This is a genomic window from Synechococcus sp. MU1651 (assembly GCF_023630635.1).
Lineage (GTDB): Bacteria > Cyanobacteriota > Cyanobacteriia > PCC-6307 > Cyanobiaceae > Parasynechococcus.
Map to the genome: position 1 here is coordinate 171842 of NZ_JAKUHJ010000001.1, position 13512 is coordinate 185353.

21 protein-coding genes are annotated in these 13512 nt (G+C 61.4%); 8 read left to right on the forward strand and 13 right to left on the reverse strand.

Translation table 11 applies throughout. The features are described from left to right. Positions 1 to 245: 245 nt before the first annotated feature. Positions 246 to 509: a hypothetical protein gene (locus NCN05_RS01080; RefSeq protein WP_250396645.1), complete on the reverse strand. Its 264-nt coding sequence runs from the start codon at positions 507 to 509 to the stop codon at positions 246 to 248. Positions 510 to 689: 180 nt separating this feature from the next. Continuing rightward, positions 690 to 944 carry a DUF1651 domain-containing protein gene (locus NCN05_RS01085; RefSeq protein ID WP_250396646.1) on the reverse strand — a complete coding sequence of 85 codons (255 nt, stop codon included), beginning with the start codon at positions 942 to 944 and terminating at the stop codon, positions 690 to 692. Positions 945 to 1339: 395 nt separating this feature from the next. Between NCN05_RS01085 and NCN05_RS01090 the strand changes: the two genes are divergently transcribed. Further along, positions 1340 to 1624 (forward strand): 2Fe-2S iron-sulfur cluster-binding protein, encoded by a 285-nt coding sequence (locus NCN05_RS01090; protein WP_006849985.1) that lies wholly within the window; start codon positions 1340 to 1342, stop codon positions 1622 to 1624. Here NCN05_RS01090 and nth read toward each other — a convergent pair whose 3' ends face one another. Continuing rightward, positions 1625 to 2278, reverse strand: coding sequence for an endonuclease III (nth, locus tag NCN05_RS01095; RefSeq protein WP_115132723.1), 654 nt, complete (start codon positions 2276 to 2278; stop codon positions 1625 to 1627). A gap of 187 nt (positions 2279 to 2465) precedes the next feature. Here nth and NCN05_RS01100 point away from each other — a divergent pair, with 187 nt between their 5' ends. Next, positions 2466 to 3344, forward strand: coding sequence for a metal ABC transporter substrate-binding protein (locus NCN05_RS01100; RefSeq protein ID WP_250396900.1), 879 nt, complete (start codon positions 2466 to 2468; stop codon positions 3342 to 3344). Continuing rightward, a complete protein-coding gene (locus tag NCN05_RS01105) occupies positions 3344 to 4099 on the forward strand; it encodes a metal ABC transporter ATP-binding protein (protein ID WP_250396647.1) in 756 nt (251 codons plus the stop codon). Before NCN05_RS01100 ends, NCN05_RS01105 begins: the two co-directional genes overlap by 1 nt. Positions 4100 to 4115: 16 nt before the next feature. Here the strand turns inward: NCN05_RS01105 and NCN05_RS01110 are convergent, their stop codons facing one another. From NCN05_RS01110 to NCN05_RS01125, 4 genes are read right to left on the reverse strand one after another with little or no spacing between them, the layout of a single operon-like run. Further along, positions 4116 to 5345, reverse strand: coding sequence for a flotillin family protein (locus NCN05_RS01110; protein WP_250396648.1), 1230 nt, complete (start codon positions 5343 to 5345; stop codon positions 4116 to 4118). Then, the gene (locus NCN05_RS01115) at positions 5345 to 6682 is read right to left on the reverse strand and encodes a flotillin family protein (RefSeq protein WP_250396649.1); all 1338 of its coding nucleotides are present in this window, start codon (positions 6680 to 6682) and stop codon (positions 5345 to 5347) included. The genes NCN05_RS01110 and NCN05_RS01115 overlap by 1 nt, the downstream gene beginning before the upstream one ends. A 52-nt stretch (positions 6683 to 6734) precedes the next feature. Next, positions 6735 to 7244 (reverse strand): NfeD family protein, encoded by a 510-nt coding sequence (locus NCN05_RS01120; protein ID WP_250396650.1) that lies wholly within the window; start codon positions 7242 to 7244, stop codon positions 6735 to 6737. Between the two features lie 11 nt (positions 7245 to 7255). After that, positions 7256 to 8593, reverse strand: coding sequence for a lysophospholipid acyltransferase family protein (locus NCN05_RS01125; RefSeq protein WP_250396651.1), 1338 nt, complete (start codon positions 8591 to 8593; stop codon positions 7256 to 7258). A gap of 32 nt (positions 8594 to 8625) precedes the next feature. Between NCN05_RS01125 and NCN05_RS01130 the strand changes: the two genes are divergently transcribed. Then, positions 8626 to 9450, forward strand: coding sequence for a metal ABC transporter permease (locus NCN05_RS01130; RefSeq protein WP_011364450.1), 825 nt, complete (start codon positions 8626 to 8628; stop codon positions 9448 to 9450). Positions 9451 to 9474: 24 nt separating this feature from the next. Here NCN05_RS01130 and NCN05_RS01135 read toward each other — a convergent pair whose 3' ends face one another. From NCN05_RS01135 to NCN05_RS01155, 5 genes are read right to left on the reverse strand one after another with little or no spacing between them, the layout of a single operon-like run. Further along, positions 9475 to 9630, reverse strand: a complete 156-nt coding sequence (locus NCN05_RS01135; RefSeq protein ID WP_170950613.1) for a hypothetical protein — start codon at positions 9628 to 9630, stop codon at positions 9475 to 9477. Positions 9631 to 9643: 13 nt separating this feature from the next. Next, positions 9644 to 9844, reverse strand: a complete 201-nt coding sequence (locus tag NCN05_RS01140) for a DUF8635 family protein (protein WP_006851769.1) — start codon at positions 9842 to 9844, stop codon at positions 9644 to 9646. 55 nt (positions 9845 to 9899) lie between these two features. Next, complete coding sequence (locus NCN05_RS01145) at positions 9900 to 10688, reverse strand: ABC transporter ATP-binding protein (RefSeq protein WP_250396652.1); 789 nt, start codon at positions 10686 to 10688, stop codon at positions 9900 to 9902. Then, a complete protein-coding gene (locus NCN05_RS01150) occupies positions 10678 to 11109 on the reverse strand; it encodes an NUDIX hydrolase (protein WP_250396653.1) in 432 nt (143 codons plus the stop codon). Before NCN05_RS01150 ends, NCN05_RS01145 begins: the two co-directional genes overlap by 11 nt. Next, a complete protein-coding gene (locus tag NCN05_RS01155) occupies positions 11106 to 11591 on the reverse strand; it encodes a hypothetical protein (RefSeq protein ID WP_250396654.1) in 486 nt (161 codons plus the stop codon). Before NCN05_RS01155 ends, NCN05_RS01150 begins: the two co-directional genes overlap by 4 nt. 50 nt (positions 11592 to 11641) lie before the next feature. Here NCN05_RS01155 and NCN05_RS01160 point away from each other — a divergent pair, with 50 nt between their 5' ends. Next, the gene (locus NCN05_RS01160) at positions 11642 to 11833 is read left to right on the forward strand and encodes a hypothetical protein (RefSeq protein WP_114989292.1); all 192 of its coding nucleotides are present in this window, start codon (positions 11642 to 11644) and stop codon (positions 11831 to 11833) included. On the opposite strand, the gene NCN05_RS01165 is transcribed toward NCN05_RS01160, so the two are convergent. Beyond that, positions 11817 to 12002 carry a DUF8647 family protein gene (locus NCN05_RS01165; protein ID WP_115162231.1) on the reverse strand — a complete coding sequence of 62 codons (186 nt, stop codon included), beginning with the start codon at positions 12000 to 12002 and terminating at the stop codon, positions 11817 to 11819. The two genes, NCN05_RS01160 and NCN05_RS01165, sit on opposite strands and share 17 nt — an antisense overlap. Positions 12003 to 12067: 65 nt before the next feature. On the opposite strand from NCN05_RS01165, the gene NCN05_RS01170 reads away from it, so the two are divergent. The 3 genes from NCN05_RS01170 to NCN05_RS01180 are packed head-to-tail and all read left to right on the forward strand — an operon-like array spanning position 12068 to position 13440. After that, positions 12068 to 12562: a hypothetical protein gene (locus tag NCN05_RS01170; RefSeq protein ID WP_250396655.1), complete on the forward strand. Its 495-nt coding sequence runs from the start codon at positions 12068 to 12070 to the stop codon at positions 12560 to 12562. Beyond that, positions 12559 to 12780, forward strand: a complete 222-nt coding sequence (locus NCN05_RS01175; protein ID WP_250396656.1) for a chlorophyll a/b-binding protein — start codon at positions 12559 to 12561, stop codon at positions 12778 to 12780. The genes NCN05_RS01170 and NCN05_RS01175 overlap by 4 nt, the downstream gene beginning before the upstream one ends. 3 nt (positions 12781 to 12783) lie before the next feature. Beyond that, positions 12784 to 13440, forward strand: a complete 657-nt coding sequence (locus NCN05_RS01180) for a methyltransferase domain-containing protein (protein ID WP_250396657.1) — start codon at positions 12784 to 12786, stop codon at positions 13438 to 13440. The last annotated feature ends 72 nt before the right edge of the window (positions 13441 to 13512 follow it).

Consider the following 13512-nt stretch of genomic DNA (forward strand, 5'->3'; position numbering starts at 1 on the left):
CTCTTTGCTTGGCTGACGCAGGGTTAGGGCCTGAAGGTTCTGATAGCGCCCAGCGGAAATCCATCAAGGATCGGGGCTTGCCGGCCGGGGACTGAGCCAGCACCTGCTGGCGAAGCTGACGTTGAGTGCGCAACAGCCTTCAAAGGCACCTTCTTGCGCCATGGCTCAAGCAGGTCCTGTTCCGCCAGCAGGGGCCTCTCGTTCATCAGAGGCCTCAGGCAGTGCCCCGCCCAGGGGCGACAGGTTCAGACCTTGTTTCCTTGGTCGTCCCAGTACTCGATTATGTTCACTTCAAGGTCGTCTTGTTTGAGTTTGGCGGCGATCTCCTTGGCCCTCGCCCTGAGATACAGCTCATCGGTCACCAGGCTTTGGTAGACGATCTCCTCCAGGGTTTCTGCGGGAGCTTCTGAGACGATCTGCTTCACGTCGTCCTTGCTCAGCTTCACGTCAGTTCGAATGCTGACGGTCTGCTCGAAGTTGAACTCGATTTCGTTGATGACCGATTCCATGGGCTCCCTGGCAGACAAAAAGAAACCCCCGCCAAAGGCAGGGGTTCCAAAACGGCTCGCAGGAGTGTGTCCTTGTTTCCACCCTGTGAGGCGTTTTTCCTCACAAAACCAACATGCCAATCCGATGCGTGCGCTGGGATTGCTGATGGACAGCCTTGCAGTTGGCCCCAGCGACCTGTCTCAAAGTTCAACCGCGTCGCCCCAGGCCGGAGATGCAAGGCGCTTCCAGCCCTGGGTCTGCAAGGACGCCCATAGTTGTTCTGCTTCGGCCTTTCGCAGGTGTCGGCGTTCCTTCAGAAGGGGAGGGCCGTCAGGCAGGCGCCGGCCTCTGTCGATGAAGATCTTCGGCTCATGGATCCATCCCTTCTGATCGCGATGGAATCGCCAGATCCAGCGGTCGTCGCTGTCAATCAGCCAGCCCTCTCCCATGACCATGCTGCAAGTACATCAGTACTAGCAATGGTGGGTTTGGCTGGTCAAGTGGTCTTCTGGTTCAGGTCCAGGCCAAAAAAAGGAGCAGGCCCCTCAGCCCACCCCCTCCGTGACGCATGGAAAGCACCACTGCTTTCGTGATGCACTGTCCAAGACGATGGCGCTTTGGTGGGTATCGATCCGCACGCTTTTAGGCATTACTGCTTAGAAAGAGCTGTTCTCATTCGCGGGATGATTCCGGAGGCGCGAGCATTACTGCCAACGCTTCGGGGAGTTGAACGAGCGCAGGTTCCCTCGCCTGCGCCTCCCCCAAACATTCATTGGAGCAGGGTGCGGATCCGGCTGCCTTGGCGCCGATGGGCTGATCCAGCTACCAACCCCTCAGGATCTTCCGCGTCATGGCCTCTTTCAACATCAGCATCGAGGGTGGTGCCAGCTTTTCGTGCCCTGATGACACGTACATCCTCGATGCAGCCGAGGAGGCTGGCGTGGATCTGCCCTATTCATGCCGGGCAGGCGCTTGTTCCACCTGCGCCGGCCGTTTGGTGAGTGGCTCAGTGGATCAGACCGATCAGAGCTTTCTCGATGATGATCAGATCGGCCAGGGGTTTGCCCTCCTTTGTGTGAGCTACCCCACCGCTGATTGCGTGATCAAGGCCAACGCTGAAGAGCTGCTGTCTTGATCAGGGCTTGCGGGTGATCACAGGGCGGCGCCGTTTCGGATAGAGCTCACGGCACATGGGGCAGACGGTTCCGTCGCAGCCCCGTGCCGTGCAGAACTCACGGCCCCAGAAAATGATCTGTAGGTGCAGTCGGTTCCAGTGCTCCTTGGGGAACAGGCGCTTGAGGTCCTGTTCCGTGCGCGCCACACTGCTGCCATCGCTCAATCCCCAGCGCTGGGCCAGCCGGTGGATGTGGGTGTCGACGGGGAAGGCGGGCACGCCGAAGGCCTGGGCCATCACCACGCTGGCTGTCTTGTGGCCCACGCCGGGTAAGGCTTCGAGTTCCTCAAAGCTCTGGGGAACGTCGCCGTCGTAGGCCGTCACCAGAATCTGGGCAAGGCGGCGCACGTTTCTGGCCTTGGTTTTGGCCAGCCCGAGCTGCCGGATGAACGCCAGGATCTGCTCCTCCTCGAGTTCTGCCATGGCGGCGGGTGTTGGCCCAGCGGCAAACAGCGCCGGCGTCACCTCATTCACCTTCTTGTCTGTGCACTGGGCACTCAACAGAACAGCGATCAGCAGGGTGAACGGATCGCTGTGATCCAGGGGGATCGGTGTTTCCGGGTACTGCTCGTGGAGGCGCTGCAGAATCACCTCCACCCGCTCAGACCTGCGCACGGGTGTTCAGTGGGTGAGGTGATCTTGGCGCTTCGGTGATTGCATCGCTTCGTTGCAGCTTTCCCTGCCATTGCCGAGATTGTTTTAGGACCAACTGATGCGATCCTCGATCAGGCCGCGTCGGTACGCATTGCCCCTGTTGAACTGGAACCGTTCGGCAGGAGTGCTGCTGGTTGTGGTGGCCGTGATGCTGGCCTCCTGCCGCAGCCGGGATCAGGACGTCAGCGCGGATTCACGCCCCCAGGTGCTCACTACCTTCACGGTTTTGGCCGATCTGGCCCGCAACGTCGCGGGTGATCGGTTGCAGGTGGCTTCGATCGTCAAGCCCGGTGCCGAGATCCACGGGTACCAACCCACCCCCAGTGACATCGAGCGCGCCAGCAAGGCGGATCTGATTGTTGAGAACGGGTTGGGGCTGGAGTTGTGGGCCCAGCGTTTCACGGCTGCAGCGGGCGATGTGCCCACCATCACCCTTTCGGAAGGGATGAAGCCTCTGCTGATCACGGAGGACGCCTATTCCGGCAAGCCCAATCCCCATGCCTGGATGTCCCCCCAGCGCACGATGGGTTACGTGGACCATCTGGAGCGGGCCTTCAGCCAACTCGATCCAGCCGGGGCCGAGGACTTTGCCGCTAACGCGTCGGCCTACAAGGCCAAGCTCCAGGCCCTCGATCAGGAGCTGCGCAAGTCGATTGCCGCGCTGCCGGCCCAGCAACGGCTGCTGGTGAGTTGCGAGGGGGCCTTCACCTATCTGGCAGCGGATTACGGACTCGAGGAGGCCTATCTCTGGCCGGTGAATGCCGAAAGCGAGATCACACCCAAACGCATGGCACGGTTGATCGACACGGTGCGAGAGCGCGAGGTGCCAGCCGTTTTTTGTGAAAGCACCGTGAGCGATAAAGCCCAACGGGAGGTGGCAGCGGCGGCAGGCGCGCAATTCGGTGGAACCTTTTACGTGGATTCCCTCTCGACTCCGGACGGGCCTGCCCCCACCCTGTTGGAACTGCAGCGGCACAATGTGGGTCTGATCCGCAAGGGCCTGGACCTGTCCGAGAGCAACCGCTGATGCGCATTCAGGCCGACCAGCTCTGTGTGGACTACAACGGCACCGTTGCCCTGTACGACGCCAGCCTGCACCTGCCAGCCGGTTGCATCTGCGGTTTGGTGGGCATGAACGGTGCCGGTAAATCGACGTTCTTCAAGGCTCTCACTGGGTTTGTTCGCCCTTCGCGCGGCAGAATCAGGATCAACGGCAGCAGCGTTGCCGAAGCGCAGCGTCATCAAGCGGTGGCCTACGTACCCCAGAGCGAAGGGGTGGATGCCCAGTTCCCCGTGTCGGTGTGGGATGTGGTGATGATGGGCCGCTACGGCGCGATGAATGCGTTGCGGATTCCCCGCAGCTCCGATCGTGTGGCTGTGCGGGACGCCTTGACGCGGGTTGATCTGCTGGAGCTGGCCGATCGTCCCCTTGGGACCCTCTCCGGTGGTCAGCGCAAGCGCACGTTCCTGGCCCGAGCCATCGCCCAGCGCGCTGATGTGCTGCTGCTGGATGAGCCCTTCAATGGGGTTGATGTGCGCACGGAGCAGCTGATGGCGCAGCTGTTTCTTCAGTTCCGCGACGAGGGCCGCACGATCCTGATCTCCACCCACGACCTGGGCCACGTTCGTGATTTTTGCGATCTGGTGGTTTTGATCAACAAGACCGTGCTGGCCTACGGGGAAACCTCAGAGGTGTTCACCCCCGAGAACGTCGCCATGACTTTCGGTGGCGTGCCGCCCGATCTGCTGACGGGCAACAGCTCTCCGGAGGAGACGTTCTGAGTCGGCACCTCAAGGTTTAGTCGCCGTTGTCGATTGATTCCGCGGCCTCGATCGGCAGCTTCAAACCGGTGGATTGCTGCAGCTGTTTCAGCAAGGTGGCGATTGTGAGGGTAGAACCGGCAGATTTCTCCGCCACCAGACTGACCTCTTCCACTTCAACCGGCTGCACCGTATCGCTGAGCATCGTCAGCAACGGTTCCAGCTTCTGCAGCAGGAAAAGGCGTTTGGCGTCATCCCCCGAGCGTTTCAACGATTCCACAAGATCGCGCAGACCGTCCGCCTGGGAACGACCCTGTTCAATGATCGTGGCGGCTTCCCCCTTGGCCTCGGCCATCATGGTCTGACATTCCGACTCCGCCGGCGCGACAATATCGGCTTGCAGTTGTTCGGTGACCTGCTTGATCCGCTCGGTTTGCACCGGCAACTCAGCTTCGGCGCGTGCCAGTTCTGCTCCCACGCTGGCCTCCACTTCTGCAACGAGCGCTGCCCTTCGGGTGAGTGCATCGGTGGTGCGCTTTTCGGCGTTGGCGGTGGCGATGGCGAGATCTTTATCCAGACGCCTCAGGTCTGTGATCCGCTGGTTTTCAGCCTGCTTCACGGCGGACTGAGATTTGGCTTCCGCCTCAGCAATGCGCGAATCCCGCTTCAACTCCACCAGTTGCTTGCGCCCGATGGAATCGAGGTAGCGCACATCGTCGGAAATGTTTTGAATCTGCAGGGTGTCCAGAACTAAACCAAGACGCTGAAGGTCGTCTTCGGCTTCCTCCAGGAGTGTTCGGGCGAAGGTCACTTTGTCTTCATTCAGTTGTTCGGGGGTCAGGCTCGACATCACGCCCCGCAGATTCCCCTCCAGGGTTTCCTTGGCGATGTGTCGGATTTCGTCTTGGCTTTTCCCGATCAACCGTTCAATGGCGTTATGAATTCCCGGCTCGTCTCCGGAGATCTTGATGTTCGCCACACCGGAAACATTCAACGGAATGCCTCCTTTGGAGTAGGCGTTCTCCACCCGTAAATCGATGATCATGTTGCTCAGATCCAGCCGCATGACCTCCTCCAGTACCGGGATGCGCAGAGCGCTGCCACCTCGAACCGTGCGGTACCCCACGGTTTGACCGCTCCCTGTGCGGCGTCGCAGTCCTGCAAAGATCAAGACCTCACTCGGCTGACAGATGTAATAGAGCTGGCGCAGCAAGAGGATGAATGCCCAAAGACCGGCAGCACCGGTGAGGCCGATAGCGACGAACATCAGAGATCTCCTGAATTGCGAGTGGTACTGCCTTTGCTCAAGGTGGCCAGAAGATCAATGCCAAGGATCTGGTGCACCTGGCCGAAGAATTGACGCACCACCCGGTGGTTGAGCTCCACAAGGCTGGCGAGGCTGGAGGCGTCATTCCCGTCCAGCGTGGTGATGCGCTTCAGCTGAATTCGGCTGGGCAGTTGCGTTGCTTTGCCCACCACCATTTCGATCTGCTGCAGCAGAAACACCAGTTCCGCTGTGCTGCCGGCCTCGTCCCACACGGTAGTGAGCAGATCATTCACAAGGGCACTGGCCTTCACATCCTCCGCCGTTGCAGCAGCCCGGCCTCGCGCCCGTAGTTCCTTCGCCTGCTGTGCGGCCTGAGCTGGAAGCACCTCTTCCGCCTGAAGCCGCAATCGTTCCAGTTGTGCGCGCACCTGCTGAAGTTTCTGCTCGGCCCGAGCACGCGCTTCAAGTTCAGCGGCCGCCGTGCGTTCCTCTTCGGATCGCGCTTTTTTTTCCATCTCCGCGATCTGGGTGCGGACGGCGTTGTCTTTTTGCAGCACGGTTGTTTCGGCTTCGGTGCGGACCACCTCAGCCACCTCTTCCATTTCTGCTTCCACCCGTTCCGCCTGACCGATTGCTTCCGCTTCGGCAATTTCCGCGTCTCGCACAATCTGTGCAACCCGGCGTCGACTAATTGAGTTCAGATAGTCGACATCGTCCGACACGCTCTGAATCTTGAGGGTGTCGAGCTGGAGGCCCAATCGCCGCATGTCTGAACCGACATCATCCGCGATCTGTTCGGCGAAGCGCAGTCGGTCTTCATTCACCTGCTCAGGCGTCAATTGAGCGAGCACGCTGCGCAGATTGCCTTCCAGGTTCTCCTTGGCCACCTGCACGATCTCGTCTTGGTGATGCCCGAGAAATCGTTCGATGGCGTTGTTGCGGATCTCAGGATCAGTGCTCACCTTCACATTGGCAATCGCCTGAATGTTGAGGGGAGTGCCGCCATGGGAGTAGGCATTGCTTACCTCTACAACGACCGGCAGCAGCGTCACATCCATGCGCCGTGCCGTCTCCAGGATCGGTTTCACGAAGGTCCAACCACCATTGGCAACCACTCGATAGCCCTTGGTTCCCTGGCCCTGGTTCGAGCGTGAACCGGTGACCACGAGCATTTCGTTTGGCCGGCAGATGCGGATCATCCAGCGGCTGATCAGGTTCAGAGCCACAAGGCTCACCAGGACAACGCCGGCTCCCCCGATGATCAATTCACCCTGATTGCGGTTGCTGAACTGAACCGTTGGCGGTCCGGTCTGTGCCTGAAACAGGTGGGTCTGCATCCGCGTTGTTGAGATCCAGTCCTGGATTAGCGACAGTCGTCCAACTCGACCATCACAACGACGGCGGTTGAAGGGTTTCAACACGCAAGGTGTGGTCGTCGCTGGCGACCACAACCACCTTGGTGTTTGGGGCCAGAGCGCCTTTGCAACTCAGTGCAGGTCGCCGCAACAGCGTTCCCCGGACGGATAACTCAACGAAACCGCGCTGCTCGGCGTCCATTGCCAAAGTCACTACTCCCTCCAATCCGATCAGGTCGTCGCTGCGCACGAGGCTGTCGGCCTCCCGTCGGCCGATCATGCGCAGCAGTCGCGTCGCCGCCAGACCCATCCCGCCCCCAATGGAGAGGGCAATCAACTGACTGAACCAGCCGGCACTGTTCCCCACCAGCAGTTGCATCAACAGTCCAGACAAGCCGAAGCCTGTGAGACCAAACGACCAGAACGGAGTGCTGAACAGCAGGCTCAGTGGCCCTCCTTCCCCGTCGCCGCTGACGTCATCGTTCAGGGAGAGGCTGATCAGCACCATCCCGGCAAGGAGGCAGAACAGGTAAGCGTTGAGCATGGGGCGTCGCCTTAAAGGGGATCGTTGGGCATCACGGCGGTGAGTGCCTGCTCCAGGTCTTGCATGAACAGCTGCATCGCCTCGCGACGGTTGCTGCGGTACTGACTCAGGCGTGGCCGCACGGGCAAGGCTCGTCCGAGCTGCACCTCCACCCGTTGTGGGCCGAGGCTGGGCTGACCCTTCCAGGGCTTGTCTTCGATCCAGCTGATCGCTTCCTCCACCAGCAGCAACATCTCTCCAAAGCGGTCAAAGTCGGGACGATCACTGATGTAATGACCACTCACGCTGGTGAAATGCTCCACCAGTCGCATGCGGGTGAGTTGCAGGTCGGCTTCCCGTGCCTCCCAGTCCGCCAGGCTCCGCTCCAGCGGCGGGAGCTGATCAACACCCTCCCGGTAGATCCGATCCCAGGCGGCCTGCTCGATCCGGCGGCAGCGCTCCTGAAGATTGCCGACGGCACGCAGGCCGAAATGGGTCTCGGCTTTGGCCAGGCCATGCCGGCGGTAGGCATCAATCCGCTCGTTGAAGGTCTGAGCTGGATCGGGCTTCAGCCGTTCGAGCTGCTCAAGGGCTTTGAGCAGATTCATGCCGATCTGGATCAGCCGGTCGCGACTGCTGGTCTCTGAATTGTCCGAGTCGGCGTCGGGGGAGGGGATGCCGAGATGGCGTTCGAGGGACGCCAACCGCGCTTCGAGGGTGATCCAGTTGGGGTGCCTCCAGCTGTAGTGAATTCCGATGGGCAACACCTCCAGCGGCCGCTCGTCGTTGGCTTTCTCCAGATCCTCCGCGGCCCAGAATGCCAGCTGGGCCACTCCCGGCTCCAAGGGCGCCATCTCGCCGGAGAGGTTGTTGGTGGCTCCTTCCGGTGCCACCACCAGCGGGTAGCGCCCCTGGGCCAGAGCCCCGCGCGCCTGGGCCAACGCTGGGCGATCCAAGCGGCCGCGGTGGATGGCGATGCCGCCACTGCGTTGCAACAGCCAGCCGATCACCGGGCCAGCCCAGATCGGAATGCCGCGGTCGTAGAGAAACCGCAGCTGGATGGGTCGTGGCAGCTGCAGCTTGAGTCGCCGTGCTGCCTGGGGAATGCCGTTCCAGAACAGATCCGCCATCACCACCGGATCACGGGTGCTGGGGTGCCGAAAGGCGATCAGCAGATTGCAGCCCCCCGACTGCTGGGCTGCAAAGGCCTTGGCCAGGGCTTCTGCCGCATCACGATGGCTCAGCTCAAGGCCCTGACTGCGGAAGAGCAGCGGAAGCAGACGGCTCACCACGGCCTGAACCATCCGGCTGGGACGGGTGGGCAGCCGGCGCAGTGCGGGACGAGCGTTCTGGGTGGAGGCGCGGGGCATCGAACCGACTGCAGCGCGCCCATACTGATCCGATGGAGCTTTTGCTGGAACCCCTCAGTCACGCCTTCATGGTGAAGGCGTTGATGATCAGTGCCCTGGTTGGGGGTGTTTGCGGGCTGTTGTCCTGCTTCATGACCCTGAAGGGATGGGCGTTGATGGGTGATGCCGTCTCCCATGCGGTCCTCCCTGGTGTGGTGGTTGCCTATGCCCTGGGCCTTCCCTTCTCCCTGGGGGCGTTCGTCTTCGGTGTGGGCTCCGTTGCCGCCATCGGCTTTGTAAAGCAGAAGTCGAGGGTGAAGGAAGACACCGTCATCGGGCTTGTCTTCACCGGTTTCTTCGCTCTGGGGCTCGTGCTCGTCTCCAAGACGCGCAGCAACATCGATCTCACCCACATCCTCTTCGGCAATGTGCTGGGGATCTCAGCGGGGGATGTGCAGCAGACCCTGGTGATTTCGGTGCTGGTGCTGGTGCTGCTGCTGCTATTCCGGCGGGACCTGATGCTCTTCTGCTTCGATCCCACCCATGCCCGATCGATCGGGATCAACACCGGACTCCTGCACTACATGCTGTTGGGACTCCTCTCCCTGGCCGCCGTTGCCGGTCTGCAGACCGTGGGAATCATCCTGGTGGTGTCGATGCTCGTCACCCCCGGTGCCACGGCCTATCTGCTCACCGATCGGTTCGACCGGATGACGCTGCTGGCCGTCACCAGCAGCGTGCTCTCCAGTGTGCTGGGGGTGTTCATCAGCTACTGGACCGACAGCTCCACCGCCGGTTGCATCGTGCTGGCGCAAACCGCGCAATTCGTGCTCGCCTTCCTTCTTGCACCTGGGCAGGGGGTGCTGCGGCGTCTCTGACCAGTTGATGAGTGGATCAGTGGATCAGCGCTCGTCGTCGTCCCAGTCGTAGGTGTCGTTGAAGCGCTGAACGCCTGCTTCTCGAAAGTGAAAGTCCTTGGCGGAACGACCCTGATCAGATGCCGTTTGCTTGGAACCGTCCTGGTCCCACGGCTCGCGGTAATCAAGATCGTCCCGCATGTTCTGGAACGCCTCAGGAGGCTTCGCTGTCATCCCACTTGGCTTTGCCATCCAGCAGTTCGATCAGCTCCTGGAGCTTGCCCATGGTGACGCGCACATCGGCACCATCGGGCAGAACACCATCGGCCACCACGTTGTAGTGGTCACGGCACTGGTTGCGCAGCTCCTGCAGGCGCTTCTTGGTGATGGTCTTTTTCTGTTCTGCCGTTGCCATGGCGATTGCGTGGTCTGGCCCTCATCCCTAGCAGAGCAGGGTGCTGCCTACCGATCTACCCCGGAAGAACCTGGCGAAAGCCATGGGCTTCCACCACGTTGAGCGGGGTGTTGAACAGTTCACTCAGTTCGGCGGGCCGCAGCATCTCCCGTGGGCTTCCATCCCCAACAAGACGTCCCTCTGCCAGAAACAGCACCCGTTCCATCTCCGGAACGATCGTGTCCACCCGATGGGTGACCTGCACCACGGTGGTTCCCGCCTGGATCAAGCGCCGCAGGATCGCCAGCAACTGATGGCAGGCCTGGAGGTCGAGGGCACGGCTCGGCTCATCCAGCACCAGCACCTCGGGTTGGTGAACCAGGGCGCGAGCGATCAACAGGCGGCGCCGCTGTCCGTCCGACAGCTCTCCGCAGCAGCGTTCGCGGATGCTGTGGAGGTGCAGTTGATCGAGCAGATCCCGCGCCTGCTCCCATTGCCGCGCGCTGGGCTTCTGATCCCGGCCCAGTCCGGTGGCCCCAAAAAAATTGCTCACCACCGCCTCTTCAACAGCTGTTTTGGGATGAAGCCGCTGTTCCATGTCGCTCGACACCACCCCAAGGCGGCTGCGCAGCGCCCAGAGGTTCACCGTCTCGCTGCCAAACAACCGCAGATGAGCGTCAGGGCGAACGATGGGATACAGGCTGCGGTCGATCAGTTTCACCAGGCTGCTTTTGCCTGCGCCATTGGGCCCCAACACCGTTGTGGACTGCCGCAGTTTCAGTTGCAGGTTGAGCTTGTGCAGCACCGGCCGATCGCCCAGCCATGCCTCCACATTGCGGAGATCCAGCCAGGTTTCAGTGGTCATGGCCCTCCTTCAGCAACCGATCGATCACGATCGACAGGCGCGGAGCGACAGGCCGGAGCTCCTGCTGCCGCTCACTCCAGATGGCGTCACGCACCAGATCACTGAGGGGGACCAACTTCATCTCCTGGCCCTCCTTCAACTGCAGTTGGCTCACGGGCACGCTGAGCGTTCCGCGGAACACGTGGGCCATCCGGTTGCCGCTGTCATCGCTGAACCATGGTTCGAGCGGCACGCTGGGTGACCAAGCGATCTCCTCCTGCAATTCGCGGTGCACGGCTTCGCTGGCTGTTTCTCCCGGATCGAGATGGCCGCCAAACAACCCCCAGTGGCCCGGATAAATGATCGAGTCGATGTCGTCGCGCAGTTGGAGCAGCCATCGGCCTTCCCGCTCGAGCATGGCCAGGGCGACGGCGGGCTTCATGACGCCTCCGGTGTCTTGCGGGACCACTGGGCCAGTCCACCGCCCCGCCCCCGTGCTGTGAGTGTTCCCTGCTGCTCGTTCAGTTCAATCAGGGCAAAGAAGGGCAAGCGTTGGGGCTCCGGTGACGGCAGGCTTCGCTGCACCAGCACCTGATCGGACCAGCTCAGCTCCAACGACGTGAAGCTGAACATCAGCAGTGGTCTGGAACCCTTCAGCTGGGCCTGGCCGCTGAACCGCAACCGGAAACCGGCCAGGCAGACCTGATTCACGATGCTTAGGCCCTGGTCGCCGTGGCTCAAGGTCAGGCTGGCCTGCAGCCAACGCAGCAGCGTTGCGGTGCCGGGCGCCGGTGGATCCCCGCTGCGCGTCCAGGTCTGCTGCAACATCCAGCAGCCCGGCAGCTGCTCGATCTGAATGCCGCTGCCCTCACGGCGGCTCTGGTCTTCCCTCGCCAGAAGAGCTGCGGCAGTAGAACCAGGCAAGGCTGAGATCATGGGGCTCTGCAACACCCCCATCTTTTCGGAGTCGGCCCATGCAGCGCGACAAGCGCCGGACACCTCCCATAACGGACCTGCTTCTACGGGGACTGCGCATCGGGGCCAGCACCGTTGCCCTGGTGGAACTGCTGCGCAGTGATTGGATCGGAGGGGGGCTCGCCAGCTTGGCCTGGCTGGTCTTCGTTCAGGTGGAGCGTCGCCGGGCGCCGCTCAAGCCTCCGTCCTGAGGATCGAATCGATGCAGTTCGGGTGCTGTCGGATATAGGTGTTGAACTCCATGGCCAGCAGACGGGCCTCAAAGGCATCGGTGGCGTAGAAGCAGGATTCCAGCTTTTCTCCGTTGGATGTTTTGTGTCGGACGGTGTAGGCAGCCCGTCCCTGAGCAATGCTGGCCATGGACTGATGAAGCAGTGGTTTCAAGCTGGCACTCCTGCCCTGAGGAATTCCATAACCATTCATTCATGTTTGCGTTTCAACGCTTCGTAAAGCTGTTTGAAGCGACCGACAGTCCGTCATACCTCTCTGCCCGCATCCCGCTGCCCATGGCCTCCCCTGCTCTGGCCTTCAACGTTGCTCTCGCGTCATTCCTGTCCCTCATCGCAGGGCCTGTTCAGGCGGAATGGCAGCCGATGCAGGAGCCGGCGGTTTGGCAATCCCGTCGCGGCAATCTGCTGCCGGGCGACGGCTGGATCTTCATGGAAGCCCTCGACACCCCCGCGATCAAGGCGGCTGAGTACATTCGGGCCCCCCAGATCGTGGACGGTTCCGTTGAGGTGGAAGCAGGCCTGCTGATTCAGCGCGCTGGCCAGGAGCGGTGGACCCAACGGGTTCTGCCGATGCGTGCCAACTGTGCCAAAGGTCAGCTGGAGCAACGCCAGGCCGATGGTGCCTGGACCGTCTACCCCGGTCGCGATGGAACCGTGGTTAAGGTCCGCTGGATCTGCGCATTGCGATGAGTCGGCCTGCTTTTCGTTACGAGGAACCGGAACGCTTCGGCGAGTCGCTCACCACAGCACGCCCCTGGAACCGGTCTGCCCTGACCGATGTGGAGCGGCTCAATGGCCGGGTGGCCATGCTCGGTTTCTTGGCTGCCGTGGTGCTTGAAAAGGCCACGGGCTTGGGAATCGCGGGTCAGCTTGGTTCAGCTCTGCGCTGGTACCTGCAGCTGGGTTGATTGATGACGGTTGTTCCTGTTCTGAAGGACTCCCAACGCTTCAAGTTGGATGCCACCGACGACGCGATCTTCTACAGCGAGCCGCGTTTCGTTCACCATCTGGATGCGGGTTTTCGTGCTCGGCTGACGGCCCTCTACCGCGAGCGCATTCCTCCCTGTGCCCAGGTGCTGGATCTGATGAGCAGTTGGGTGAGCCACCTGCCGGACGATGTCAGTTACGACAACGTCATCGGCCATGGCCTCAATACTGAGGAGCTGAGTGCCAACCCCCGATTGGATCGGCACTGGGTTCAGAACCTCAACCGCAACCAGACCCTCCCGGTTGAGGATGCATCGATCGATGCCACCTTGATCGTTGCCGGTTGGCAATACCTGCAACAGCCCGAGCCGATCGCCGCTGAGCTGTGGCGGATCACCCGCCCCCGGGGCCAGGTGATCGTGGCGTTTTCCAATCGAATGTTTTTCACCAAGGCTCCCCAGGTCTGGACCGACGGTGATGACGGTGATCACCTGCGTTACGTCGCTGAGGTGTTGATGGCCCAAGGCTGGCCCCAGCCGGAGATCGTTGCCGAAGACACCCGCGCCGAGGGTGTGATGGGCTTGTTCGGCGGTAAGGGAGATCCTTTCTTTGCCGTCGTGGCCGAGAAACCTCTCTACTGATTCCTCGACTTTCCTTTGCCTTGCAGGGATGGACGTTGTTCTGAATTGCGGCAGCGTGAGGCGAGAACCAGG